The organism is Gemmatimonadaceae bacterium, assembly GCA_019637355.1.
Classification (GTDB): domain Bacteria; phylum Gemmatimonadota; class Gemmatimonadetes; order Gemmatimonadales; family Gemmatimonadaceae; genus Pseudogemmatithrix.
This window is the reverse complement of record JAHBVT010000001.1, coordinates 1,713,945-1,740,697: the sequence shown is the minus strand read 5'-3', so window position 1 is coordinate 1,740,697 and position 26,753 is coordinate 1,713,945. Positions and strand designations below refer to the sequence as shown.

The window sequence follows — 26,753 nt, the reverse complement described above, 5'->3', positions numbered from 1 at the left end:
CGGTCAGTCGAGTGCGGCGGCGAACTCGCGGACGATCTCGCCCGCGGGCTTCACCTCGTGAATGCCGGACACGGAGCGTCCGGCTTGCCAGTATTCCCTGCGGACGTCATCGGTCATCAGCGAGCGCTTGAGCCGGCGCACCGAGCTCAGGGCGTACCAGGTGCGCATCCAGTGCTTGCGGCGGCGCCCCCGCAGCATCCAACGCGCGAACCACCCGGCCGAGGTCCCGAGCCGATCGATGTAGGCGTTGCGGATCACCGCCACCGGGACGCCGGTGAGGCGCTCGGTGAGGACGATATCGTCGGCCGTGGCATCGAGGATGGCCTGCTTGTAGGCGTCGCTGGCCTTGCACTCGGTGGTGGCGATGAAGCGCGTGCCGAGTTGCACCGCGGCGTAGCCCAGTGTCAAGTGGCGCGCGAACTCCGCGGCATCGCCGACACCGCCGGCCGAGACCACCGGGAGGCCGAAGGGCGCGAGTTCGTCAAGCAAGGCTTCGGGCGAGAGTCGGCCCGCGTGCCCGCCCGCCAAGTTGTTGACCGCGATGAGGCCGTCCACGCCGCCGTCCACACCCTTCTGCGCCCACTTCCGCTCGGTCACGTCGTGGTAGACCACGCCGCCCGCCGCGTGCACCCGCTCACAGACCCACTTCGGGTTGCCCAGCGAGGTGAGGAAGAAGCGCACGCCCTCCTCAAGCGCGATGTCGATCCACTGCGTCATCCGCTCGCGGTAGAGCTTGTTGTTGCCTTCAATGAGCGCGTTGAAGCCGATGGGCCGCGAGGTCAGGCTGCGGATGTGCCGCAGGCCGGCCCGGAAGTCGTAGCCGTGAACGTATGTCAGCGAGATCGGCTGCACGACGCCAAGGCCGCCGGCCTCGCTCACGGCCGCGACCAGTTCCGGATTCGAGCAGGGGTACATCGGCCCGCAGATGAGCGGGACGCGGACGCCGGTGTGACGGGTGAAGGCCGTGTCGGTCATCGCGCCGGCCCCAGGCGCCAGGTCACGCGCCCGGTGGCGACGACGGTCCCGCTGGGGTCTAGGCACTCCGCAATCACCTCAAAGTCCCGGTCTTCGGTGACGACCGGAACAGTGACGCGGCTCACGGCGCGGATGGTGCCGCGGGCCTTCTTGTGGTAGGTCATCGCGAGCGTCGTGACGATGCCGCGGACGCCTGCGGGCAGGCCGGACATCATCGCCAGCCCGCTGGCCATCTCGGCGACGTTCATCAGGGCGATCGCGTGCACCGACCCGAGGTGCTGACGGTTGGCACGGATGTCCGGAATCTCCACCTCCGCGTGCCCGGGTTCGAGTACGCGGATACGGGGTTTGACCGAGCCCGAGTAGGGCACGGTGCGGGCGAAGATCTTGGCGAAGAGCCACTCACCGCCGGGCAGGGGCCGCAGGCGGCGCCAGAGGGCGAGGAGGCGGGTGCCGGGGGACGAGGGCATATCGGGTAATGTCCTGCCCGTGCGGGGGGAAGGGAAGCGGCGGGTTGGACCCTGTCCCCCTTGTGAACGGGCGGTGCGCGCCAGTAGCGTCACAGGGTGAATTCCCATTTCAGGGTGGAGTGACGGATGCGGCAGCTGCGACGGGTGGTTCGTGGGCTGGTGACGGCGACGTTGGTGTTGGGCGGGGTGGCCTGCGAGTCACCGACCAAGCCGCCGTCCACGGTGGCCAATGTGACCGTCGGTCCTGGCGCGTCCTCCATTGCCAGCGGTGCCGCGCTGCAGCTCACCGCCACGCTCACCGACAGCAAGGGCCGAAACCTCGGTGATCGGCCGACCGCCTGGAGCGCGCTGGACACGACCGTGCTCACCGTCTCGGCCAGCGGCCTGGTGACGGCCAAGTACAACACGGGCGCCATCAACAAGCCGACGGTGGTCACGGCAGTGTCGGAGGGGGTGTCGGGCACCGCGGCGATTGCGGTGCAGCCGAGCATCCCGACGAGTCTCACTATCGTGCCTCCAGCGGGCACGCTCTCCGGCGCGGACGCGCCAATCCTTGCGGTACAGCTACGTGATTCACAGAACAATCTGTTGACCGGTCGCCTGGTCGAGTGGGTGTCTCGTGACACATCCAAGCTGCGTGTCACCAGCGACGGGCAGTTGCTGCGCCGCACGTTCATCGATTCCGAGAATCGTGACGTGTGGGTCGTGGGGAGCTCCGGTGCGCTGCAAGACTCCGTGCTGGTCTCGGTCGCGCCCTCGCTCCTGGCCGGCCTCGACGTGCTCCCGCAACAGCCCTTCGTGAAGGCTGGCTACTCGAAGCGGCTGGGCGCGGCCGCCGTGCTCCTTGACGGAGGCCGGATGGACGTCGTCGCGAGCTTCACGTCAACGAATCCAGCCATCGCGAGCGTTAGCGAGGGCGGGCTCGTTTCGACGACGAACGGGGTGTTCGGCACAACGCAGATTATCGCCACATACGGCTCCGTCGCTGACACCGTCACGCTGACGGTGGATGCCTGTGGCGCCGCGCCGGCCGGGGGCTTCCCGCTGAGCGTGCGATTCTATACCGGCGCACCGAGCGCAGCGGTGCAAGCGGCGTTTGAGTGCGCGGAACGGCGCATCAAGGCCGTCATCCGTAATCCGCTGCCAGCTACGTTGATTTCCGCTAACATCGCCTGTGCGGACAACCAACCGCTCAACGAAGTCACTGCCGGCATCATCATCTTCGCGGCCATCGTGCCGATCGATGGTCCCGGCGGCGTGCTGGGCTCGGCCGGCCCTTGCTGGGTGCGCTCCACATCACGGCTCACGGCCGTGGGCGTAATGCGGTTCGATGATGCAGACCTCGCGAATATGGCGGCCAATGGGACGCTTGGCGCCGTGATTATGCACGAGATGCTCCACGTAATTGGCATCGGTACCACGTGGCGCGAACCGACATTGAATCTCTGGACCGGCGCGGTCGTGGACCCGGGCTTCCTTGGCGCACGGGCGCGCAATGCCTGCATCGATCGGCACGGCGGCGCCACGACCTGTGCCGCGCACGTCCCGATCGAGGACTGCGTCGGCATTCCGGGCTGCGGCGCGGGCACCATCCACGGGCACTGGCGCGAGGGCATCTTCCAGCACGAGTTGATGACGGGCTATCTCACCGGCGCGCGCCAGCCCTTCTCGGCGATGACGATCGAGGCACTCGGCGACCTCGGCTTCGGCGTCGATCTGCACCAAGCAGACGAGTACTCGCTGCTGGGCGGCTCCCTGATGTCGCCGAGTCTGATGATGGCACCCGGCGACCAGGGGCTGCGCCTGCCAGCGCCGGTCCTGCCGACGCACGAAGTCACGCCTGACGGTCGGATCAGGCGCATCCTGCACTGACCACCGCTGTCCCCTGACGACGATGCGCGACCTGCCCACACTCCTCCTGCGGCCGGTCGCGCTCGTCGCGTTGGCTAGCTTTCCCCTGATGAGCCAAGCTCCGCAACCCAAGCCGCAGCCGCCGGTGGCCAAACGCATCCCGGTGGAATCCGTCCTCCACGGCGAACGCCGCGTGGACGACTACGCCTACTTCCGCGACCGCGACCACGCTGAGACGATCCCGTACCTCGAGCGCGAGAACGCGTACACCGACGCGATGACCGCGCACACGAAGGCGTTGGAGGACCAGCTGTACGCCGAGATCGTCGCGCGCATCAAGGAAGACGACGACAGCGTCCCCGTGCGCGATGGCGGCTGGTACTACTACTCGCGCACCGAGAAGGGCAAGCAGTATCCCATTCACGCGCGCAAGCGTGGGTCGCTCGACGCAACTGAGGAGATCTACCTCGACGAGAACGTCGAGGCCGAGGGACACGCGTACTACGAACTTGGCGGACTCGAGGTGTCGCCCGACGGCAACCTCCTCGCCGCACTGGTGGATACCAACGGCTACGAGGACTTCGCCCTGCGCGTGCGTGACCTGCGCAGCGGGGAATGGCTCGAGGACCGGCTCGAGAAGTTGAGCTGGGGCCTCGCCTGGGCCAACGACAACCGCACGTTGTTCTACGTGACCTTCGATTCCGCCAAGCGCGGCGACAAGGTCTGGCGGCACGTCGTCGGGACGCCGCGCGAGCAGGACGTGCTCGTGTACCACGAGCCGGATGTGATGTTCAACGTCTCGCTCTCGCGCTCGCGCAGCGGGGAGTGGATTGTCTTCGGGAGTTCGTCGTTCACCTCGGCCGAGTTCTACGTGGTGTCGGCGGCGCGGCCCATCGAGCCGCCGCGCGTGATTGCGCGTCGGCGACCCGAGCTGGAGTACGACGTGGTCCCCGGCGACGGCTGGTTCTACATCTACACCAACCAAGATGCGCCAAACTTCAAGGTGATGCGTGCGCGCTTCGATGCGCCGGAGCGCTGGGAAGAGTGGCTGCCCCACCGCCCGGAGGCGTTCGTCGAAGGCGTGATGGCCTTCAAGCGGCACCTGGTGGTGATGGAACGACGCGATGGACTGCGACGCCTCGTGGTCCACGACCTCGCCGCCGGCACCTCGCACGACGTGTCGTTCCCGGAGACGGCGTACGGCGTGTTTCCCGGCAGCAACCCTGAGTTCGACACCGACCTGCTGCGCTTCAGCTACAGCTCGCTGGTGACGCCCACCTCGGTGTACGACTACCAGATGGACACCCGCAGCCGCGAGTTGCGCAAGCGCGACGAAGTGCTCGGCGGCTTCGATCCGTCGCGGTACAGTGTGGAGCGGACCTACGCCACGGCCCGCGACGGGACGCGCGTGCCGGTCTCGATGGTGTACCGCAACGATTTGCGGCGCGACGGCTCGCGGCCGCTGCTGCTGTATGCTTACGGCTCTTACGGCGCGACGATGGAGCCGACCTTCAGCTCGCTGCGCTTCTCGCTCGTGGACCGCGACGTCACCTATGCCATCGCGCACATCCGCGGTGGCCAGGAGATGGGTCGCCAGTGGTACGACGACGGCAAGATGCTGAAGAAGATGAATACGTTCACCGACTTCATCGACGTCGCCGAGCATCTCGTGCGCGAGGGCTACACGTCTCGCGATCGCTTGGTGGCCCAGGGAGGCAGCGCCGGTGGCCTCTTGATGGGCGCGGTCGCGAATATGCGCCCCGATCTCTTCCGTGCCGTCGTCGCTGACGTGCCGTTCGTGGACGTGATCAACACGATGCTCGACGCCAGCATTCCACTCACGGCGCAGGAATGGCTGCAGTGGGGGAATCCCAACGTCCCCGAGGAGTACCGCTATATGCGCGCGTACTCGCCGTACGACAACGTCGAACGCAAGGCGTACCCCGCGATGCTCGTCGTCAGCGGGCTCTACGACTCACGCGTCGCCTATTGGGAGCCCACCAAGTGGGTCGCCAAGCTCCGCGCGTTGAAGACGGACCAGAATCCCTTGCTGCTGCGGATGCAGATGTCGGCAGGGCACGGCGGCGGATCGGGGCGCTACGAACGGTATCGCGAGGTCGCGTTCCGCTATGCCTTTGTGCTCGACCAAGTGAAACCGGCCGTCGTGCCCTGAGTTGCAGGGTGCGACGGCCGGTACGGCCGGAGCGTATGCGGCAATCAGTGCCGCTCAAGCCGAATCCCGCCGGATCCGGTGGTCACGCGGATGCGGCCGCCCTCGCCGCTGCCGATCCGCCCGCGCAGGCTGTTGCGCCGCACCTCGTCCATCGTGACGGGGAAGTCGGTGGTGATGCGACCCGAGCCGGTGCGCGCGTCCACCTCCGCGCTCACTCCGGCCGGCAGCCGCAGCGTCACGCCGCCGGAGCCCGCGCTGGCGGTGATGCTGCCGGGCTGTTGTCCCAGCTCGAGGCGAATACCACCCGAGCCGGTCGAGGTACGCACGTCGCGCCCGTTGAGTCCGAAGATTTCGATCCCGCCCGAGCCCGTCGAGGCTTCAAAACGATCGGCTGTCAGCTCGCGGCCCTCGATGCGGCCGGAGCCCGTGCTGGCCTTGAACTCGCCAGACTTCACGCGGTCTAGCCGCAGGCCGCCGGAACCGGTCGCGACCTGAAGCCGGCTCATATCGCTGTTGGCGAGCTCGATGCCGCCGCTGCCCGTGCGGGCCACGAGCGCGCCGCCGAGCCCGCTACCCTGGATTCGCGAGGCCTGGGTGCGTAGCTCGAGGTCGCCGTTCACGTTGGTCGCTTCAATCACACCGAGGCCGATGGCGACGAGTACGCGCTGGCCGGCGGGCACGGCGATGCGGAGGTCGGCGTGGGCGCGCAGGCCGCTGCCACTGGTGCGGACGCGCACGGAGCCGCCGTCGCGGTCGCTGCCCCAGCCGCCAGAGAACGTGCCGTCGGAGTTGCGGTCCACCCGGATTTCGGAACGGAATCCCCCATCCGGGCTGTCGTACACGATGTCGCGGTCAGGGTACTCTACGATCAGCCGCCCGTTTCGTGCATTGACGGTCAGGCGGCTGCCGTCTGCGCCGCCGCGGCGCAGCTCCACCACCACCTCGCGTCCGCTGCCGGCGACGAGCTCGGCGCGGCCGGCGAGGTTCCAGACCTCCACGCGATCGCCGCTGAGGGTGTGCCGTTCGGAGCCGGCCTGCGCGTCGGCGCGGCAGGGGAGAGCCACGAGAACTGCGGCGGCCAGGGCGAGTGCGGTGCGTGGCATTGGTCGGGTCGTTAGGGTACAGGTGCCTTCGGTCCATCCATACGACAGTGCGGGCCCGCGGAGGGTTTGAGCCTGCGTGAACTCCCAGCGCCAGCCAGCCGTTCACCCCTGAATGCTGACCGCCCTCGCCGTGCTGCAGGCCCTGCTCGCGCTGACGCTGCTCCGGCGGCTCAGTGGAGGCCGAGCGCGCCGCCCGCCCGAGGCCCCGCGGCCGGAGGGCCTCGACGGGGAAGGTCTCACGATCGTCGTTGCGACGTTGAACGAGGCGCAGCGTATCGCCCCCTGCCTGCGCGGGCTCCAGGCACAGGGCGCGCCGTTGCGCGAGATTCTCGTCGTCGACTCTGGGTCCACCGACGGCACGTGCGAACTCGTAGCCGCCGCCGCCGCGCAGGACGCACGCATCCGGTTGCTCACCGATCCGCCGCTGCCGCCCGGCTGGATTGGCAAGGCCTGGGCCCTGCAGTACGGCACGGAGCAGGCCAGCCAGCCCTGGGTGCTCGGAATGGATGCCGATACCGAGGCCGTTCCCGGCTGTGCCGCCGCCGTGCTGGCTGCCGCGCAGCGCGAGGGTTTTGATGTGGTGTCCTTTGCCCCGCGCTTCGATGGGCAAACGGCCGCCGAGCGCTGGCTGCAGCCGGCGCTGCTCGTCACGCTCATCTATCGGTCCGGCGCCGTCGGCGACCCGCGGGGCACGCCCGAGCGCGTGCTCGCGAACGGCCAGTGCTTCCTCGCGCGACGCGACGTCATTCGCGCCAACGGCGGCTATGAGCCCGTGCGCGATTCCTTCGCCGAGGATGTGAGCCTCGTGCGCTTCCTTGCCGGCCGCGGTGTGCGTGTCGGCTTCCTCGATGGCTCGCGGCTCTACCGCGTGCGCAGCTACAGCGGCATCGCGCAGATGTGGCGCGAGTGGGGAAGGTCGCTGGACCTCAAGGACGCGACGACGAGGCTGCGCCAGGTGTGGGACACGCTATTCGTGGTGCTCGCGCAGGGCCTGCAGTGGCCGCTGGCGCTTGCCCTCTACTTGAATTGGCAACGAATGCCAGAGGGAGTGGCAAGAACCGTGCTTCCCGCAAGCACCATCACCCTGCTCACCGCGCGCCTCCTGCTCCTGCTCGGGCTCGCCCCGAGCTACGAACGCCGTGGCCTCACGTGGTGGCTGTCTCCACTCGCGGACCCACTCGCCGCGCTACGGCTGGTCCTCAGCTCCCTGCGCCGCCCACGCCAGTGGCGCAGCCGTACCTACGCCAAGTAGTACGCATCCGTCATCCGTCATCCGTCCTACACCTGCTTCACCTCCGACACCAGCTTCACCAACGTGTCCTTCGCGTTCCCGAACAGCATCTGCGTGTTGTCGTTGTAGAACAGCTCGTTCTCGATGCCCGCGAAGCCCGCGCTCATCCCGCGCTTCATCACGATCACGCGGCGCGCGTGGTCGGCATTGAGGATCGGCATCCCGAATATCGGTGACGACTGGTCAGTGCGTGCCGCCGGGTTCACCACGTCGTTGGCGCCGATCACCAACGCCACGTCCGTGCGTTCGAACTCCGGGTTGATCTCGTCCATATCGATGAGCTTGTCATACGGGACGTTCGCCTCGGCCAGCAGCACGTTCATATGGCCCGGCATACGGCCGGCCACCGGGTGGATCGCGAACTTCACCGTGCCGCCGCGCTTCTCCACCAGGTCCATCAGCTCGCGCACCTGGTGCTGCGCCTGCGCCACCGCGAGGCCGTAGCCCGGCACGATGATCACCTGCTGCGCATACGCCAGCATCAGCGCCGCCTCTTCCACGTTCGTCGTCTTGACCGTCAGGCCCTCGGCGCTCTTGCCGCTGGCGCTGACCGTTGCGCCGAAGCCGCCGAAGAGCACGTTGGCCAGCGAGCGGTTCATCGCCTTGCACATAATCTGCGAGAGGATGATGCCGCTCGAGCCGACCAGCGCGCCCGAGACCACCAGCACCTCGTTGCCGATCACGAAGCCCGTGAGCGCCGCGGCGAGGCCCGAGTACGAGTTCAGCACCGAGATCACCACCGGCATATCCGCGCCGCCGATCGGGATCGTGAGCAGGATGCCCATCAGCAAGGCGATGCCGATGACCGTATAGAAGGCCGCCGTCGGCGCGCTCCCGTCCACGACCAGCCAAATGCCCAGCCCCAGCACCGTGAGGAAGAGCAGGGCGTTGAGCGTCTTCTGGAAGGCGAAGACCACCGCGCGACCCGAGATCAGCTCCTGCAGCTTGGCGAAGGCGACGATGCTGCCCGTGACCGTCACCGCGCCGATGAGCACGCCCAGCATCGTCGCGATGCTCGCGTCCGTGGTCATCATCCCGCCGCGTTCTTCCACGTGCAGGAACTCCGCCGTGGCCACCAGCAGCGAGGCGCCGCCGCCGGAGCCGTTGAGCAGCGCCACCATCTGCGGCATCGCCGTCATCTGCACGCGCAGCGCCATCGTCAGGCCTATCGTGCCGCCCACCACGATGCCGGCGATGATCGTCGTGTACCCCACGATGCTTCGGTCCAGCAACGTCACGATGATCGCCAGCAGCATTCCCGTCGCCGAGATGCGGTTGCCCACGCGCGCCGTGTCCGGTGACTGCAGGCGCTTGAGGCCGAGGATGAAGAGGATCGCGGCCGCGAGGTAGAGCAGGCGGACCAGCCACGGGGCGATCACTTGGCGTCCTCCGTCGGGGCCTTGCGGAACATCTGCAGCATCCGGTCCGTGACCGCGTAGCCGCCGGCCACGTTCATCATCGCGAAGACGATGGCCAGGAAGCCGAGTACGTCAGAGAGCCAGCCGAATCCCGCGCCGGCCACCAGCACTGCGCCGACGATCGTGATGCCCGAGACCGCATTGGCCCCTGACATCAGCGGCGTGTGCAGCGTGGGCGGCACGCGACCGATCAGCGATGCGCCGAGGAAGGTGGCCAGGACGAAGACGACGATTCCGCCGATGAGGGCTTCCATTATGCGGACCTCCCGGTGACCAGCATCGCGCCCGTGATCTCGTCAGCGCGGTCCACGTTGAGTGTGCCTTCCTTGGTGAGCAGGTGCTGCACGAAGGTCAGGATGTTGCGCGAGAGCATTTGCGAGGCGTGGAAGGGCATCGAGGCCGGCAGGTTCACCGGGCCGATCACCTGCACGCCGGCGACGTCCACTGTCTCGCCGGCCTTCGTGGCTTCGCAGTTGCCGCCGCTCTCCGCTGCCAGGTCCACGATGATCGCGCCCGGGGCCATCGTGCGCACCGTGTCCGTGGAGATCAGGCGCGGCGCCGCCCTGCCCGGGATCTGCGCCGTCGTGATGACGATGTCCATCCCTTTGAGGTGGTCGCGAAGCGCCTGCCGGATTGCTTCCTGCTGTTCCTTGGACTGCTCCTTCGCGTATCCGCCCGCCGTCTCGCTGTCCGCGGCGATCAGGTCCTGCGCGACCACCGTCGCGCCCAGTGAGCGAATCTGCTCCGCCGCCGCCGCCCGGATGTCGAAGCCACTCACCACCGCGCCCAAACGCCGCGCCGTGGCGATGGCCTGCAATCCCGCCACGCCGGCGCCGAGAATGCAGCACTTCGATGGGGCAATCGTGCCCGCGGCCGTCGTGAGCATCGGCAGGAACTTCGGCGACGCCGACGCCGCGATCAGCACCGCCTTGTAGCCCGCGACCGTGGCCTGCGAGGAGAGCACGTCCATTGATTGGGCGCGCGTGACGCGCGGCACCAGCTCGAGCGCGAAGGCTGAGACGCCGCGCTGTTCGAGGGCGGCGATCGTGCCGGCGCTGGTCGAGGGCGCGAGCAGTGAAACGAGATGCGCCCCTTGGCGCATTTGCGTGATCTCGGCGGCGGTGGGCTTCTGCACCTTGCAGACCAAGTCCGCGACGAGGGCATCGGCTGCGGAGCTGAGCTCGGCGCCTGCCGTCTCGTATGCCGCGTCTGGAAAGCCGGCGGCGGCACCGGCGCCGTGTTCGACGCGGACAGTGACGCCGGCCTTCGTGAGGCGGCCCACGCTTTCGGGAATGAGGGCCACCCGGCGCTCGGTGCCGGCGCGTTCCTGCGGCACGCCCAGAATCACGAACAAGTCCTTGAAGGGGTCGCTGGAAGGATACTGAGCCCGAGGCGGGAGACAACCGGCGCGGGGCACGTCGCCCCGTGTGGGGTGAGCGGAGAGTGAACAACGGAGAGAGGTGTCACGAAGTGACCTAGGCCCTTTGCGTCAGCGGGGAGGGCTGTTTAGGTTCCCGTCGCGATGCGTAAGTGACGATTTTATTGTCAGTGTGTCTTTTGTGAGCAGGCGTACCAAATTGCGGTATTTCGAGTGGTAAGATGTTGGTGTGAGTTGTGATACGGATGCGGAAGACAGTACTGTCGCGAACTTGTGCGCTGCATCCGTTCTTGAGGGTTGCTGGTTCGTGAAACTGTTCACTTGACGCGTTCGGCCTGCCTTCGCCCCGTCTGCAAATGCTGAGACTGCAAGCCAAAGTTGTCGTGCACGGATTATTCGCGCTGGTCGCATTCGCGACCATCGCAGGTCCACAGCGTGCTTCGGCGCTTGTGGGACCCGTCACGGCCTCGGCGCGACCCAGTGCTGCCTGTGCGCCGACCCAGTGCGTGACACTGTCCATTCCGATTCCCGAGTTGCACCGCACTGCCCGCAAGGTGACGGTGAGCGTGCACCCGGTCGGTAGGGCCGACGTCGTGCCCGAGGCCGCCGCGCTGGCGCGGGGGGCCGAAGCGAACATTTGGTTGACGCTGGTGGTACCGGCGGACGCGCCAAGTGGCATCTATGACGCCGCCGATGTGGTGTTCCGTGGCGATCACGGTGCGACGACGACGGTGCCGATTCTGCTCCGGATTCCCCGCGCGGACGCCGAGGCGGCCGTGGAAATGGCGGAGCAGGACGCCTGCACGCGCCCCAAGGGGCTGACCACTGCCACGCGTTGGTTCGCGGGAGTGGAGAGCGGCGGCGGTCTGTCGTTTCTTGCCGGGCAGACGGCGGGGTTCGATGAAGGTCGAGCGGCGGCCACGTTCGGCACCTTTGTCGAGCGCACGATGGCCGAGCGCTGGAGTGTTCGCACCGGTGTGAGTTTCGTGCAGCGCGGAGGCCAGTCTGCCGCTGGCGTCACCACCGTGGTGCTGGCGATGAACCGGATTGAACTCCCGCTGCTGGCCCGATACGAACTTGCGCAGCGATTGCCGATGCTGCCGTCGGTTGTTCCTGTCGTCTACGGCGGGCCGGTGGTTGCGTTCATGCTCGATTGCGACGTGCGGCTCTCGGTGGGGTCGACGAGCGAGTCGGAGTCCTGCGATGGTGGGTTTGGTGCCCCGCGCACGTGGGATGCCGGGATGATTCTGGGCGCGGGCGGCGTGATGGCTCTCGGCCGGACGCAGTTTGAGTTTGGTGCACGATTTGTCCGAGGCCTCGCGTCGATTGGGGTGCCGCTTGACGTTCGGAACTCGGGATGGGCCCTGGTGGCGGGCGTCGCGGTGCCGGTGGGCCACGTGGTGCAGCGCAGTAACGCGGTGGCCCGATGATCGCGGGTCTTCGTATGCGCGTACGCGCTCGCGCCGCCGTGGCCTTGGTCGCGTTGCTGGCTATTGGCGCGTGCGGTGACGGTCCGACGGCCCCGCGGCCGATGGACGCGGCGGCGGTGGCGCGCGTGCTTCCGGTGGTGCAGGATGCGCGTGCCCGGCTGGTGGCGGGGATCGTGGCCGCTCCCGTTCGGGCTCGCGTGAGCGATGACCTTCAAGAGATTGAGCTAGCGCTGATTCGCAACGACGCTCGGTCGGCGCGCTTTCGGACGCGACTGCTGCGTTCCGTGCTGACTGACTATGCTTCCGAGTCGGGAAGTCTCGATCGGGCAGACGCCGCGGACGTTACCGCGCTCTCCCTCGCGCTTGTTGAGACGGCCCAGTTGTTCGAGATCGTAGTCGACATTCCGGCGATACGGTGATGACCCTGCCCCAAAGTTCTGACGTTTCCGCGCGGATGCATTCGCTGCCATTCCTCCGGTGGGCCGGCTCACGCTTCCACGCGTGGGCTTTGGGCATCCTGGGACTCGCATCTCTTGTCTTGGCACAGCCCGCCGCAGCGCAGGGTGCGCCAACGGATTCCGTCCTAGTCGCGTGCTACGTGCCTGCAACTGGTACCGTGTACCGCATTAAGGCTCCCGGCTTGCGCGCGACGTGCTTGGCTCCCAGCCACGTAGAGTTTTCCTGGCGCGTGCTCGGTAGCGGAGATGCGGGTGCGACGGGTGCGACGGGTGCGGTCGGTGCGACGGGTGCCGTTGGTGCGACGGGTGCCACCGGTGCGCAGGGCGATCAGGGTCCGACCGGCGCGACGGGTGCCACGGGCGCAGCCGGTGCCACGGGTGCGCAGGGCGTCCAGGGACCGACCGGTGCGACGGGTGCGGTTGGTGCCACGGGTGCGGTTGGTGCGACCGGTGCGGCTGGCGCGACGGGCGCTGCTGGTGCCACCGGTGCGCAGGGCGCGACGGGTGCGCAGGGCGACCAGGGTCCGACCGGTGCCACGGGTGCGGTCGGTGCGACGGGTGCCGTTGGTGCCACGGGCGCTGCTGGCGCCACGGGCGCAGCTGGTGTCACCGGTGCGCAGGGCGCGACTGGCGCGCAGGGCGACCAGGGTGCGACCGGTGCGACCGGTGGGACCGGTGCGACCGGTGCGGCTGGCGCTGCTGGTGCCACCGGCGCGACTGGCGCGCAGGGCGACCAGGGTCCGACCGGTGCCACGGGCGCGGTCGGTGCCACCGGCGCGGTCGGTGCGACGGGTGCCGTTGGTGCGACGGGTGCGGTTGGTGCCACGGGTGCGGTCGGTGCGACCGGTGCGGCTGGCGCCACGGGCGCGGTTGGTGCCACCGGTGCGCAGGGCGCGACGGGTGCGCAGGGCGACCAGGGTCCGACCGGCGCCACGGGTGCGGTCGGTGCCACGGGTGCCGTTGGTGCGACCGGTGCGGCTGGCGCTGCTGGTGCCACCGGTGCGCAGGGCGCGACTGGCGCGCAGGGCGACCAGGGTCCGACCGGTGCCACGGGCGCGGTCGGTGCCACGGGTGCGGTCGGTGCCACGGGTGCGGTCGGTGCGACGGGTGCGGTCGGTGCGACGGGTGCGGTCGGTGCCACGGGCGCGGTTGGTGCCACCGGTGCGCAGGGTGCGACGGGTGCGCAGGGCGATCAGGGTCTGACCGGTGCGACCGGTGCGACCGGTGCGACCGGTGCGGTCGGTGCCACGGGCGCGGTCGGTGCCACGGGCGCCGTTGGCGCGACGGGTGCCGTTGGTGCGACGGGTGCCGTTGGTGCCACGGGTGCGGTCGGTGCCACGGGCGCGGTCGGTGCCACGGGCGCGGTCGGTGCCACCGGCGCGGTCGGTGCGACGGGCGCGGCTGGCGCGACGGGCGCTGCTGGTGCCACCGGCGCGACCGGCGCGCAGGGCGACCAGGGTCCGACCGGTGCCACGGGCGCGGTCGGTGCGACGGGCGCGATTGGTGCCACCGGTGCGCAGGGCGACCAGGGTCCGACCGGCGCCACGGGTGCGGTCGGTGCCACGGGCGCGGCTGGCGCGACGGGCGCGATTGGTGCCACCGGTGCGCAGGGCGATCAGGGTCCGACCGGTGCCACCGGTGCCACCGGTGCCACCGGTGCCACGGGCGCGGTTGGTGCCACGGGTGCCGTTGGGGCGACGGGCGCGCAGGGTGAGCAGGGTCCGACCGGTGCCACGGGCGCGGTCGGTGCGACGGGTGCGGTCGGTGCCACGGGCGCGGTTGGCGCGACAGGCGCGCAGGGTCCGACCGGTGCGACCGGTGCGACGGGTGCCGTTGGCGCGACGGGTGCCGTTGGCGCGACGGGTGCGGTTGGCGCCACGGGCGCGGTCGGTGCCACCGGCGCGCAGGGCGATCAGGGTCCGACCGGTGCCACGGGTGCGGTCGGTGCCACGGGTGCGGTTGGCGCGACGGGCGCGCAGGGCGATCAGGGTCCGACCGGTGCCACCGGTGCCACGGGCGCGGTTGGTGCCACGGGTGCCGTTGGCGCCACCGGTGCGCAGGGCGACCAGGGTCCGACCGGTGCCACGGGTGCTACCGGTGCCACGGGTGCCGTTGGTGCGACGGGTGCGCAGGGCGATCAGGGTCTGACCGGTGCGACCGGTGCGACGGGTGCGGTCGGTGCCACGGGCGCGGTCGGTGCCACCGGCGCGGTCGGTGCGACGGGCGCGGGTGGCGCGACGGGCGCTGCTGGTGCCACCGGCGCGACTGGCGCGCAGGGCGCGACGGGTGCGCAGGGTGATCAGGGTCCGACCGGTGCCACGGGTGTCGTTGGTGCGACGGGCGCGCAGGGCGATCAGGGTCCGACCGGTGCCACGGGCGCGGTCGGTGCCACGGGCGCCGTTGGCGCGACGGGTGCCGTTGGTGCGACGGGTGCCGTTGGTGCGACGGGCGCGGCTGGCGCGACGGGCGCTGCTGGTGCCACCGGCGCGACTGGCGCGCAGGGCGACCAGGGTCCGACCGGTGCCACGGGTGCGGTCGGTGCGACGGGTGCGGTTGGTGCCACGGGTGCGGTCGGTGCGACGGGCGCGGCTGGCGCGACGGGCGCTGCTGGTGCCACCGGCGCGACTGGCGCGCAGGGCGACCAGGGTCCGACCGGTGCGACGGGTGCGGTTGGCGCCACGGGCGCGGTCGGTGCCACGGGTGCCGTTGGTGCGACGGGCGCGGCTGGCGCGACGGGCGCTGCTGGTGCCACCGGCGCGACTGGCGCGCAGGGCGACCAGGGTCCGACCGGTGCCACGGGCGCGGTCGGTGCGACGGGTGCCGTTGGCGCGACGGGCGCGATTGGTGCCACCGGTGCGCAGGGCGATCAGGGTCCGACCGGTGCCACGGGCGCGGTCGGTGCGACGGGTGCCGTTGGCGCGACGGGTGCGGCTGGCGCGACGGGTGCCGTTGGGGCGACGGGCGCGCAGGGTGAGCAGGGTCCGACCGGTGCCACGGGCGCGGTCGGTGCGACGGGTGCGGTCGGTGCGACGGGTGCGGTCGGTGCGACGGGTGCGGTCGGTGCCACGGGCGCGGTTGGCGCGACGGGCGCGATTGGTGCCACCGGTGCGCAGGGCGATCAGGGTCCGACCGGTGCCACGGGTGCTACCGGTGCCACGGGTGCGGTCGGTGCCACGGGCGCGGTTGGCGCGACGGGCGCGATTGGTGCCACCGGTGCGCAGGGCGATCAGGGTCCGACCGGTGCCACGGGTGCTACCGGTGCCACGGGCGCGGTCGGTGCCACGGGCGCGGTTGGCGCGACGGGCGCGATTGGTGCCACCGGTGCGGTTGGCGCGACAGGCGCGCAGGGTCCGACCGGTGCGACCGGTGCGACGGGTGCCGTTGGCGCGACGGGTGCGGTTGGCGCCACGGGCGCGGTCGGTGCCACGGGTGCGGTCGGTGCGACGGGTGCCGTTGGTGCGACGGGTGCCGTTGGCGCGACGGGTGCGGCTGGCGCGACGGGTGCCGTTGGCGCGACGGGTGCGGTTGGCGCCACGGGCGCGGTCGGTGCCACCGGCGCGCAGGGCGACCAGGGTCCGACCGGTGCCACAGGTGCCACAGGTGCCACCGGTGCCACGGGTGCGGTCGGTGCCACGGGCGCGGTTGGCGCGACGGGCGCGCAGGGCAATCAGGGTCCGACCGGTGCGACCGGCGCCGTTGGTGCGACGGGTGCGGTCGGTGCCACGGGCGCGGTTGGCGCGACAGGCGCGCAGGGTCCGACCGGTGCGACCGGTGCCGTTGGCGCGACGGGTGCCGTTGGTCCGACCGGCGCGATTGGTCCGACGGGTGCCACGGGTGCCACGGGTGCCACGGGCGCCGCTGGGGCGACAGGCGCGCAGGGTCCGACAGGTGCCACAGGTGCCACAGGTGCCGTTGGCGCGACGGGTGCCACGGGTGCAACTGGACCCACGGGTGCTGTCGGCGCGACGGGTCCGACCGGCCCCAGCACCTTTAGCGCGATCACGAGTTCCACGAATACCACTGCGGCGATGGTGGTGGGTACCGGAGCCTCACTCACCACGAGTGGCACGGGTACCATCACTGCCAACGCACTCGCGGCAAACCTCGGTATGCCGAGCGAATTGACCGTCCTCGCAACCGTCGGCGGCGGCACCTTCAATGTGCCTGCAGGCGTTCGCGCCCTCCTCATCGAGTGCGTCGGCGGCGGCGGCGGCGGCGGTGGCGCGCGCAGCCAACCTGCGAGCCGTGGCGCGGGCGCTGGCGGCGGCGGTGGCGGCGGCTATGCGCGCGTCCTGATTACGTCGCCTGCCGCGTCGTACGCCTACACTGTCGGTGCCGGGGGTGCCGGAGGAGCGGCGGGTGCGAATCAGAATGGTCGGGCCGGCGGCGCAACCACGATTGCTGGAATGACGTGTGCCGGCGGTGCCCAAGGCATTGGCCCGGCGACCAACGGCAGTGGCGCCGGAGGCGCGGGCGGCACTCCGACCGGTGGCGCCCTCAATATGCAAGGTGGAACCGGTGGCCTCGGAGCCGGCAACACGAACACAGGCATTGCAGGGAGTGGCGACGGCGGCAGCAGCTTCTTCGGGCTCGGTGCCAAGGGCGCCTGGCAGTATGCCGCTACGGGAAACACCACCATCGCAGGTGCCGCAGCCACGGCGTTCGGTTCCGGCGGTGCAGGCGCGCTGGCGATCGGGAACAATCAACAGGCGGCTGGTGGCGCAGGACGACAGGGCGTCATCATCATCACGCAGTTCCGGTGATGCGCAACGGGTGGCCCAAGGACCTCCAGAGATCCTGGAGGTCCTTGGGCCACCTCGGCAGCAGCTCTCGCCAGCGTTTGCCTGCCACGAGCAGGTCGCGATGCCTGGCCCGAAGCCCGCGCGGGCGGGGATGAACGCGACAGTTGCGGTACGGCTCGTGCCCGAGCACGGCACGCAGATGCCGTCCCCCCGCCAGCTGATTAGGATTGGCTCAGATGTCCCTCTCCCCGACTGACCCGCCTCGTTCTCGGTCCTGGACTCGAGGGCCCTATGCCAGGTTCGCCGCAGCCTGCCTGCTCTCCCTAGGCGTCTTTGTCGCCGCCTACGCAAACTCGCTCGACAACGCCTTCCACTTCGACGACGCGCACGTCATCGAGCAGAACCTGTTCATTCGCGACCTCGCGAACGTGCCGCGGTTCTTCTCCGATGCGGGCACGTTCAGCAGTCTGCCGGCCAACGCCGTCTACCGCCCAGTGACGTCGCTGACCCTAGCGCTGGACTATTGGATCGCCGGCGGCCTCGCGACGCGGACCTACCACGTGACGCAGTTGTCGCTATTTGCACTGCTGGGCGTGTTCCTGTGGATCTTCTACCGCCAATTATTCGGCCATTCGGGTCCTGACCCGCGACACAGGTGGACCGCGCTCTTCGCCGCCCTCCTCTTCTGCGTGCACACCGCCAACTCGCAGGTCGGCAACTACATCTCGGCACGCTCCGAGCTCCTCGCCGCGCTCGGGGTCGTCGGCGGATTCCTCGCGTACCAAGTCGCACCGACGTGGCGACGCTGGCACCTCTACCTGATTCCGGTGGCCGCGGGAGCGTTGGCGAAGAACCACGCGGTGGTCTTCGCGCCGCTGTTGCTCTGCTACAAGCTGTTCGTTGAAGAAGGGCGATCGCTAGGCTCGCTGCTGACCCGGCGCGGCTGGCGCGGCCTCTCTCCGACCCTGCGGTCCTCTCTCCCGGCATTCGCACTCGCCGTCGGACTCCTCTTCTTCATCGAGGGGATGCACCCACCGGGCCAGTCGTATGGCGGGGGCAACCGGTTCCAGTATCTCGCGACGTCCGCCTGGGTCTGGGTGCGCTACGTCGCCCTGTACTTCGTCCCGATTGGTCTCTCGGCGGATACGGACCTGCGTCTGTTCGCCTCGAGCGCGAATCCACGCACCGTCGCCGGATTCGCCCTGTTCCTGGCCAGCGTCGTCGGGATGTGGCGCGCCTCGCGGACGCCGGGTTGGGGCGTTGTGGCCTTCGGACTCGCCTGGTTCTGGATTGGAATCGCGCCGACCTCGACTGTCATACCACTCGCGGAGGTCACCAACGATCACCGACCCTTCCTTGGATATATCGGCCTGAACGCCGCCGCCGTCTTCGCGCTCGCCACAGGAATACGGCGCGTAGTGACGCGGTGGCCAACGACGCGCTGGCCCAGACCGATACTCACGGGCGTCGGGCTTGCCGTGCTTGGCGCCCATATGATGGGCACCGCGATTCGCAACCGCGTCTGGACTACCGACGAGACCCTCTGGGCCGACGCTGTCGCCAAGAGTCCGGGCAACGCGCGGGCCTGGATGAACTACGGCCTGACGCAGATGTCGCGCGGCCGGTACGTCGAGGCCCAGCGACACTTCCGTCGCGCTGCGGCCATCACGCCGAACTACTCGTACCTCGAAACCAACCTCGGGATCGTGACGGTTGCGCTCGGTGATACGCTCGGGGCGGAAGCGCATTTTCGCCGCGCCATCGCGCTCGAGCCCGAGCAACCGGGTGCGTACTTCTTCTACGGTCGATATCTCGTGCGCGCGGGCCGCGGCCCTGACGCCATCGACGCGCTACGTCGCTCCGTTGCGCTCGGAGGTGGCCGGCTCGACTCGCGACATTTGCTGATGGCGACCTTACAGGCGTGCGGGGCAAGCGACGACGCGGCCGCACTTGCCCGAGAGACGCTCGCGCTGACCTCGCGTGACGCCCTCTCGCGCGTGTATGCTTCCGGTGGAACGCCGCTCGTGCCCGCCTCCGATGACTACGCGGGGTGGTTTGCACTGGGGTGGTCCTTCACCCAACAGAACCAGCACCTTGAGGCCGCGCAGGCGTATCGTGTCGCCGTCGCCCGGGATCCGTCGCAAGCCGTGGCCTTCAGCAACCTCGGGTGGACGCTCGGTCGCCTCGGCTTCTTCGCCGAGGCCGTCGCCCCGCTGGAGCGCGCGGTGGCGCTCGACCGCAACAACGAGTTGGCGCGCAATAACCTCGCGTGGGTTCGCAGCCGGCTCGCGAGTGAAGTCCGGTGACGACGAGCGAAACTGCAGTCCAGGCCCGCCTTGAGCGCGAAGCACGGCAGCTCACGCGATACCTCATCGATGCGGACTGCCCGCCGCACCTCGTCCAGCGCTACGTGCAAGGGCACCGCGTCGTCGTGCCACCGCCGCTCCGCGTCGAGGCAGCCGTCGTCTCGTTCGGCTTCGGGCATCCCTGGTCCTTGCCGTTGCTCGATGCGGCTGCCGCCTGGCTGCCTGACGGGAATGGCCTCAGGCAAAAGGTCCTTCTGATGACGGCCATCCTCGAGGCCGGTCCGGAGTTTGCCCACGAGTTCCTCCCGCGTCCGGCCTCGCGCCTGGCCACGCTCGTGCATCTCGCGGGCATCGCCGCCGCCGCCGCACTTCGCGTGTTCGTCGGCGTGCCGCTGACGCTCATCATCCGCTGGCGTAGCCGATGACCCACGACGTCATCGTCGTCGGATCCGGTCCGGCAGCGGTCCACGCCGCAACGGCGCTGGTCGAGGGCGGACGTGAGGTGCTGATGCTCGACGTCGGCAAGACGGATTCTCGCTATGACGGGCGGGTTCCCTCACGTGCGTTCCGCAATATTCGGGAGACGGAAGCGGATCAATACCGCTACTTCCTTGGCGACGAGTTTGAGGGCATTCCCACCGGGCACACGCGAGTTGGCGCCCAGCTCACCCCACCGCGACAGTATGTGCTCGCGGCGGAGGCGGCGCTGAGCCCACTCCTCGCTGACGGCTTCGTGGCGGCAGAGAGCCTTGCGCTCGGTGGGCTTGGCAATGCCTGGGGGGCCGGCACCTTTGGCTTTGACGAAGAAGACTTACGCGCGTGGCCGTTGTCGCTGAACGCGCTGGCGCCACACTACGAATCCGTGGCGCATCGCATCGGCATCGCGGCGGCCGACGATGATCTGACGCCGGACTTTGGGCACCTCGCCGCGGCGCTGCCGCCGCTCGAGGTCGATGCCGGCGCCCACGAACTGCTGCGACGTTACGCGCGCCGTCGCCCCGCCTTGCAGGCGCGCGGATTCCGGCTCGGGCGGCCTCCTCTCGCCGTCTGCTCGACGGAGTATCGAGGGCGTGGTCCGCACCCGTATTGGGATATGGACTTCTGGTCCGACGCGAACCGAAGCGTCTATCGCCCGCGGTATACCCTGGCAGAGCTGACCGTGGGGCCGCGCTTCACGTATCGGAATCGCCACCTCGTGACGCGGTTCCACGAGGACGCCGATGGTGTCGAGGTGGATGTCCAGGATACTTCCAGCGGGACCGTCCACTCGCTACGTGCCCGCACGCTGGTGCTCGCGGCGGGGACACTCGGTACCGCGCGCATCGTTCTCCGTTCGGTCGCGCCTGCGGGTGCGCGCCTGCCGCTGCTCTGCAACCCGTACACGTATGCGCCCGCGGTGAACGTGGGTATGCTCGGCCGCGCCGCCCCTGACCGCCGACACAGCCTCGCGCAGCTCGCGTCACTTTACCGGCACCCGTCGCTGCAGGGTGACGCCGCGCCGCGGATCCAGACGCAGGTATACTCGTATCGATCACTGCTGACATTCAAACTCCTGCGCGAGGCGCCGATGGGCTATCGCGACGGCCTGCGCGCCATCCGACTCCTGCTGGATGCGTTCGCGATCCTTGCCATCAACCACGCCGATGCGCCCGCTGCCGAGCGCTACTGCACGCTGGAGCGCCAAGCGGGTATGCCGGGCGATGCGCTGCGCGTGCGCTACTCGCACAGCGAGGCCGAGCGGCGGGATATGGACCGGCGCGAGCGCGGCCTGCTCGGCTGCTTTCGATCGCTCGGATGTTGGCACATCTCTCGCATCCGCCCGGGCAACGGCTCCAGCATCCATTACGCCGGGACGCTTCCGATGCGCAGCGATGGACGCGAGCTCAGCACCGACATCGAGGGTCGACTCTCCGGAACGCAGCGGGTGCACATCGTTGATGGGTCCGTCTTCCCGGACCTGCCGGCCAAGGGGCTGACCTTCACCATTATGGCGAACGCCGATCGCGTGGGTGCGCGGCTGGCGCGGCAGGGGCGCTGAGGTGGGCGAACTGCAGCGAACCGTCGTCGTCACCGGTGCGTCGGGCCTGATCGGTCGTCATCTCTGTGACCATCTGAATTCCCAAGGCTGGTCCGTTCGCGCACTGATGCGCAAGCCCGCCAGCTACCCGTTCTCCACGTCCGGCATCTCCTGCCATTTCGCTGACCTTCCCGACGCGCTTGACGTTGACGCCTTTGCTGGTGCTGACGTGCTGATTCACGCGGCGTACGCGACCCGCGCGATGGCGCCGGAGCTGGCTCGGCGCGTCAACGAGCTTGGCACGGAGCGCGTGCTCCGGGCCGCCCGCAGTGCCCGAGTGGGGCGGGCGGTCTTCCTCTCCAGTCTGTCTGCGCGAGCGGATGCGCGGTCGTACTACGGTCGGAGCAAGCATCAGTTGGAAGCGGCGTTCGCCGGACCACAGGATCTTGTCATCCGTCCCGGCTTGGTGCTCGCCGCCGATGGCGGTCTCGGCCTGCAGCTCTGGCGGGCGGCAGCGACGTTTCCGATCATCCCGCTCGTTGGGGGCGGACGCCAGGCCGTGCAGACGGTGCACATTGACGATGTGGTTCACGCGATCGCACGTTTGCTCGACAGTGGCGTGCGTGGTCGGGTCAGCATCGCAGAGGCGACGGGGCAGTCGCTTCGCCAGCTCTTGGCGCTCTTCGCCGCGGCGTCAGGCGCGCGCGCGCGGTTCGTGCCTGTACCGGCGACGGCGGTGCTGGTTGGGCTGCGGATTAGCGAGCGGGTGGGTTTGCCGATTCCGTGGAGCGCGGAGAACCTGCTTGGCCTGCTGGCGCTGCGGCACGAGCCAACGGCCCCGGACCTCGCGCGGTACGGACTGGACGTACGCGACGCGTGCGCGAGCGTGCAGTCCTTGCGACAGGATCCGTCCCTCGACCTCCGGTGGCCCCGACGATGACGACAAGGGTAGGGAAGCCTCTTTCGGCCTCGCTCCGCGACCTGCTGCTCGATCCGCGCGTGCGCGCGCTGGATGTGGATAGTCCCGAGTTCTCGCTGGCCCATCGACGCGTCTTGCTCGCGAAGCCGTTGGTGCAACAGCTCTTCCGGGAGTTCTATCGGCGATGCCGCGCGCTCGATGACCGATTGCTCGCAGGCGAGGGCCTCCGCGTCGAGATCGGCAGCGGCTCCGGCTTTATGTGCGAGAACTATCCGGACGTGATCACGAGCGACGTCAAGCCACTGCCCTTCGTGCAACTGGTATTTCGGGGCGAGGAAATGCCGTTTCGCGACAGCAGCCTCCGGGCCCTGTACGCCATCAACACGTTTCACCACCTGCAGTCGCCGCGGGCCTTCTTCGAGGAGTTGAATCGCGTGTTGGTGCCCGGCGGCGGCGCGATCCTGATCGAGCCGTACTACGGCCCGTTTGCCCGCTGGCTCTTTCCGCGCCTGCACGCGAGCGAGGGGTTCGATATGGATGCCTCCACCTGGGAGTCCAGCGCGGTCGCCGGCCCCTTCTCGGACGCCAATCAGGCCCTGTCCTATATCGTGTTCAAGCGCGACCGGGCCCTTTTCGAGGCAGAGTTCCCCGGGCTGGCGATTGTCCACGAGCGTCCGCACACGCACCTGCAGTATCTTCTCAGTGGCGGGGTGAACTTCCGCCAGCTCGTTCCCTCGTTTCTCGGCGGCGCTCTCGTCGCGGCCGAGCGCCTGCTCGCGCCGATCGACCGCTGGTTGGCGCTGCAGCACACCATTGTCCTGCGGCGGAATCCGAACCCGTGACCTGCATTCCCGTGTCCATACCGCCGTCGGGCCGTGCGCTGGAGTTGGCTTCGTGAATCCATACGCTTCCGTCGCGATCATCATCCCGTGTTTTCGTGTGGAACGCCACATCGCGGGGGTCATCCGTTCCATCCCCGAGCAATACCGCACCATCATCTGCGTGGACGACGCCTCGCCGGATACCTCGGCAGCGGTCATACAGGGCCTGGGTGATCCTCGCGTCATTCTCGTGCGCCACGCGCGCAACCTCGGGGTCGGTGGAGCAGTGAAGACCGGGTACGCCGAGGCGATGAGGCGCGGTGCCGGAATCTGCGTGAAGATGGATGGTGACGGGCAAATGAGCGCGGAGGACCTCGACGCCCTCGTGGCGCCGCTACTCGATGCGTCCGCCGACTACGCCAAGGGCAACCGCTTCGTGGACCTCACAGCCCTGCGTCAGATGCCGACCGTGCGCCTTGTCGGCAACGCCCTGCTGACGTTCGCGAGCAAGTGCGCGTGTGGCTACTGGAATATGCTGGATGTCAGCAACGGGTTTACCGCGATCAGCGCCGGACTGCTGCGCCGCCTCGATCTGGCCCGGATCAGTGATCGCTACTTCTTCGAGACGAGCATGCTCATCGAGCTCAACATCCTTCGGGCCGCGGTGGCGGACGTCTCGATGCCCGCGCGGTACGGTGATGAACGCAGCTCGCTGCGCATTTCGAGGGTGCTGGCCACGTTCCCGGCACTCCTCGTGCGAGGGTTGGCGCGCCGGCTGTACTGGCGTTACGTGATCGAGGACTTCGGGGTCGCCTCCGTCTGCGCTGTGGCCGGCATTCCCCTCCTGCTGTTCGGCACGAGCTTCGGAGCCGTGCGCTGGTTGGAGACGGTGTCGAGCGGCACGCCAGCTACGGCCGGCACGGTCCTCGTGGCGGCGCTGCCCATCATCGTGGGGTTTCAGCTAGTGCTCGCCGCTGTTCTGCTGGACGTCCTCTCATCGCCGACCGCGAAGCACCACCGGGACCGTCCGTAGCGCCTGTCCCGTCCATATATTTCACATCGACTGCTTCCTTCCTACTCTCCGGTTCGATTTATGTCCATCGCCCTGCCCGCGCCGCGTCCCGCCCTCGTCTCGCTGCTCCTGTTGACGTTCGCCTGCGGTGGCGGCGCCGACCGTGAGCCTGAGGTCGATCTCGATGCGGTGGCGATGGCTCAGGGGGTCGAACTGCTCTACCAGAAGTCAGACCCTTACGGGGCGCTTCCACGCTTCCGCGAGGTGCTCGACCGTACGCCCACGCACTTCGGGGCGAGCTATCAGTTGGCGGTCGCCTTGGACAGCGCCGGGCTCGTTTCTGACGCGCGGGCGCGGTGGGAACAGATGCTAGCCATCGCGGAGCAGATTGGCGATTCGAGCGTTGTCGCGCGGGCTCGCGCTCGCCTCGCTGAGCCGGACACGGCCGCACAGACGGCGCTGATGCGGCGCGGCCTGCACCTGATGTACGCCCAGGACAGCGCAGCGGCCGCGATGGTGCCATTCCGCGAGATCCTGCGGCGCAACCCAACCCACTATGGTGCAACATACCAGCTCGCGACCGCTCTCGATCGGACCGGCCGAGTGTCCGAGGCCCGCCCGGTTTGGGTACGGATGCTCGGGATGGCCGTTAGTGCCAACGATGCCAAGACCGCAGAAGTCGCTCGCGAGCGATTGCGCTAGGCGGCCGGCTTAGCTGTCGCCGAGCCCTCAATCGCCGTCTGTTAGCCGCGTGAAACGCACGTAATAATGTGCCAGTATGGCACGCGATTGATGAGTGGCGGAGTCATCGCCTGTAGAGCTATTGATGGCACGGTAGGTTAGCGCGGGGGGCGCACCTCCTCGGACTCGGCCCTAGACGGAGATCGCCGGGCCACCAACTCGCCAACAGAATCCCGTTTCGACGCGGATCACCAACTGAAGAGTGGTTGCCGAGCACGGATGTGCAGAACTCCTCTGCCTTTAGTCATTGTTTGATGTGTAGAATTAGGTGACATTTTTCAATTCATTATTGGATGCAGAGTTACGACGCTGCCTTAGCGTCGATTGTCACATATAATGCGCTGCGATTGTATGCATAGTGCACTGCATTTTGGTGTCGCTGGATTGTGCGTTGCATCGGCAGTCACATTTGTTCGAATCAACAAGCAGTGCAGTCGGAGGCGTATCGAAGTTCGAACACGCAAGGGGAATGTTGCCGAGTCCTCACGCCCCAGCCGAAGTCCGACTGCACGGCGTTAGACGCCGTTCTGCCACCGTTCACCGGCGTCGGCGTCCTTTGTGCCATTTCGTCACACGGCTGCGTCTCGCCGCGAGGCCGCCTGAAACGCCATCGCCCTGAGACGCGAGACCCGAATCGCCATCGGCGGGTGCGTCGCAAACAGGTCCGCCAGCCGTCCCTGCTTCTCGTTCGCTGCCCGCCCGATGGGGTCCACGATGCACAGGTGGGCGACCCCTTGGGAGATGCTCTTGGTCGGCGCGTGGTGCGCCTCGATCTTGGCTAAGGCATCGGCAAGAGCTGCCGGGTTGCGGGTGAACTGGGCAGCCATCGCGTCGGCCAGGTACTCCCGCCCGCGGCTCACGGCCATCGCCATCAGCCGGACGATGATGGGCGCCAAGATCCAGGAGAGAACCCAAAGCACCAAGACCACGACAGCGAGCGGGTTCCCGCCCTTGCCGTTCCCCCGCCGGGAGGAGCCCCCGCCGGACCGGAAGGTGGTCCGGATCATCGCGTCCCGGATGAGCAGGATGGCGCCGCCGAGCCCGGCAATCAGGGTCATCAGCCGGGTGTCCTCGTTCTTCACGTGCCCCATCTCGTGGGCGACCACAGCCTGCAGCTCGTCCCGGTTGAGCTCCCGGAGGAGCCCGGAGGTCACGGCGAGGTGCGCCTCGCCGGGCTTGGTGCCGCTCACGAAGGCGTTGGGGTCCTCATCCTGCACGATGTAGATGTTGGGCCTGGGCAGCCCGGCGGCGATGCTCATCTCCTCCACCACGTTGATGAGCTGGCGCTCCTGGTCGGTCCTGGGGGTGGTCAGGGGCTCAGCCCCAATCTGCTTGACCACGCGCTTGCCGCCGTTGCGGAGGATGTCGAGGGTCAGAAAGAACGCCGCGAGCCCCAAGACGAGGCCGCCCCAAGGAAATCGGTGCTGGTAGATGACCTGCTCACCGGCGGCCGCGAGGTCGCGCGTATACAGCCAGAGCGCGAGGTCGCCGCCGAGCCCGAGCCACAGGAAGAACGCGAGAAAGCTGACCACCAACCACCAGGACTTCCGGCGGTTGGCAGCTTGCTGCTCAAAGAGATTGAGGGTGAGCGGAGTGGTCATTTGGCTCTCGACAGGGGACGAATGACGGATGACGGACGCTGAGCGCA

The 26,753-nt window shown here is 68.7% G+C and carries 20 protein-coding genes; 13 read left to right on the top strand and 7 right to left on the bottom strand.

The window, feature by feature from the left end; all coding sequences use genetic code 11:
* Window positions 1-3 precede the first annotated feature (3 nt).
* Both KF689_08010 and KF689_08005 read right to left on the bottom strand, forming a co-directional pair.
* Window positions 4-975: a nitronate monooxygenase gene (locus KF689_08010; GenBank protein MBX3133312.1), complete on the bottom strand. Its 972-nt coding sequence runs from the start codon at window positions 973-975 to the stop codon at window positions 4-6.
* Window positions 972-1,445: a DUF4442 domain-containing protein gene (locus KF689_08005; protein MBX3133311.1), complete on the bottom strand. Its 474-nt coding sequence runs from the start codon at window positions 1,443-1,445 to the stop codon at window positions 972-974. Before KF689_08005 ends, KF689_08010 begins: the two co-directional genes overlap by 4 nt.
* A gap of 126 nt (window positions 1,446-1,571) precedes the next feature.
* Here KF689_08005 and KF689_08000 point away from each other — a divergent pair, with 126 nt between their 5' ends.
* Both KF689_08000 and KF689_07995 read left to right on the top strand, forming a co-directional pair.
* Window positions 1,572-3,317, top strand: coding sequence for a hypothetical protein (locus KF689_08000; protein ID MBX3133310.1), 1,746 nt, complete (start codon window positions 1,572-1,574; stop codon window positions 3,315-3,317).
* Window positions 3,318-3,405: 88 nt separating this feature from the next.
* The gene (locus KF689_07995; protein MBX3133309.1) at window positions 3,406-5,469 is read left to right on the top strand and encodes a S9 family peptidase; all 2,064 of its coding nucleotides are present in this window, start codon (window positions 3,406-3,408) and stop codon (window positions 5,467-5,469) included.
* A 44-nt stretch (window positions 5,470-5,513) separates the two neighbouring features.
* Here the strand turns inward: KF689_07995 and KF689_07990 are convergent, their stop codons facing one another.
* Window positions 5,514-6,572, bottom strand: coding sequence for a DUF4097 family beta strand repeat protein (locus KF689_07990; GenBank protein ID MBX3133308.1), 1,059 nt, complete (start codon window positions 6,570-6,572; stop codon window positions 5,514-5,516).
* Window positions 6,573-6,684: 112 nt separating this feature from the next.
* Between KF689_07990 and KF689_07985 the strand changes: the two genes are divergently transcribed.
* Window positions 6,685-7,824 (top strand): glycosyltransferase, encoded by a 1,140-nt coding sequence (locus KF689_07985; protein MBX3133307.1) that lies wholly within the window; start codon window positions 6,685-6,687, stop codon window positions 7,822-7,824.
* 26 nt (window positions 7,825-7,850) lie between these two features.
* On the opposite strand, the gene KF689_07980 is transcribed toward KF689_07985, so the two are convergent.
* The 3 genes from KF689_07980 to KF689_07970 are packed head-to-tail and all read right to left on the bottom strand — an operon-like array spanning window position 7,851 to window position 10,635.
* Complete coding sequence (locus KF689_07980; protein ID MBX3133306.1) at window positions 7,851-9,242, bottom strand: NAD(P)(+) transhydrogenase (Re/Si-specific) subunit beta; 1,392 nt, start codon at window positions 9,240-9,242, stop codon at window positions 7,851-7,853.
* Window positions 9,239-9,535 (bottom strand): NAD(P) transhydrogenase subunit alpha, encoded by a 297-nt coding sequence (locus KF689_07975; GenBank protein ID MBX3133305.1) that lies wholly within the window; start codon window positions 9,533-9,535, stop codon window positions 9,239-9,241. The genes KF689_07980 and KF689_07975 overlap by 4 nt, the downstream gene beginning before the upstream one ends.
* Window positions 9,535-10,635, bottom strand: a complete 1,101-nt coding sequence (locus KF689_07970; protein MBX3133304.1) for an NAD(P) transhydrogenase subunit alpha — start codon at window positions 10,633-10,635, stop codon at window positions 9,535-9,537. The genes KF689_07975 and KF689_07970 overlap by 1 nt, the downstream gene beginning before the upstream one ends.
* Window positions 10,636-11,165: 530 nt before the next feature.
* On the opposite strand from KF689_07970, the gene KF689_07965 reads away from it, so the two are divergent.
* The 10 genes from KF689_07965 to KF689_07920 all read left to right on the top strand — a co-directional run bounded on the left by KF689_07965 (window position 11,166) and on the right by KF689_07920 (window position 25,066).
* Window positions 11,166-12,089, top strand: a complete 924-nt coding sequence (locus KF689_07965) for a PorT family protein (GenBank protein MBX3133303.1) — start codon at window positions 11,166-11,168, stop codon at window positions 12,087-12,089.
* Window positions 12,090-12,103: 14 nt separating this feature from the next.
* Complete coding sequence (locus tag KF689_07960; protein ID MBX3133302.1) at window positions 12,104-12,508, top strand: hypothetical protein; 405 nt, start codon at window positions 12,104-12,106, stop codon at window positions 12,506-12,508.
* Window positions 12,509-12,777: 269 nt separating this feature from the next.
* Window positions 12,778-17,310 carry a hypothetical protein gene (locus KF689_07955; GenBank protein ID MBX3133301.1) on the top strand — a complete coding sequence of 1,511 codons (4,533 nt, stop codon included), beginning with the start codon at window positions 12,778-12,780 and terminating at the stop codon, window positions 17,308-17,310.
* A 215-nt stretch (window positions 17,311-17,525) separates the two neighbouring features.
* A complete protein-coding gene (locus tag KF689_07950) occupies window positions 17,526-19,595 on the top strand; it encodes a tetratricopeptide repeat protein (protein MBX3133300.1) in 2,070 nt (689 codons plus the stop codon).
* Window positions 19,592-20,020 (top strand): hypothetical protein, encoded by a 429-nt coding sequence (locus KF689_07945; protein ID MBX3133299.1) that lies wholly within the window; start codon window positions 19,592-19,594, stop codon window positions 20,018-20,020. The genes KF689_07950 and KF689_07945 overlap by 4 nt, the downstream gene beginning before the upstream one ends.
* The gene (locus KF689_07940) at window positions 20,017-21,633 is read left to right on the top strand and encodes a GMC family oxidoreductase (protein ID MBX3133298.1); all 1,617 of its coding nucleotides are present in this window, start codon (window positions 20,017-20,019) and stop codon (window positions 21,631-21,633) included. Before KF689_07945 ends, KF689_07940 begins: the two co-directional genes overlap by 4 nt.
* Window positions 21,605-22,552, top strand: a complete 948-nt coding sequence (locus KF689_07935) for an NAD-dependent epimerase/dehydratase family protein (protein MBX3133297.1) — start codon at window positions 21,605-21,607, stop codon at window positions 22,550-22,552. The genes KF689_07940 and KF689_07935 overlap by 29 nt, the downstream gene beginning before the upstream one ends.
* Complete coding sequence (locus KF689_07930; GenBank protein MBX3133296.1) at window positions 22,549-23,373, top strand: class I SAM-dependent methyltransferase; 825 nt, start codon at window positions 22,549-22,551, stop codon at window positions 23,371-23,373. Before KF689_07935 ends, KF689_07930 begins: the two co-directional genes overlap by 4 nt.
* A gap of 52 nt (window positions 23,374-23,425) precedes the next feature.
* Entirely contained in the window at window positions 23,426-24,385 is a 960-nt protein-coding gene (locus KF689_07925; protein ID MBX3133295.1) for a glycosyltransferase family 2 protein, read from the top strand.
* 60 nt (window positions 24,386-24,445) lie between these two features.
* Window positions 24,446-25,066, top strand: a complete 621-nt coding sequence (locus KF689_07920) for a hypothetical protein (GenBank protein MBX3133294.1) — start codon at window positions 24,446-24,448, stop codon at window positions 25,064-25,066.
* A 608-nt stretch (window positions 25,067-25,674) separates the two neighbouring features.
* Here the strand turns inward: KF689_07920 and KF689_07915 are convergent.
* Window positions 25,675-26,706 (bottom strand): M48 family metallopeptidase, encoded by a 1,032-nt coding sequence (locus tag KF689_07915; GenBank protein MBX3133293.1) that lies wholly within the window; start codon window positions 26,704-26,706, stop codon window positions 25,675-25,677.
* Window positions 26,707-26,753: the final 47 nt, after the last annotated feature.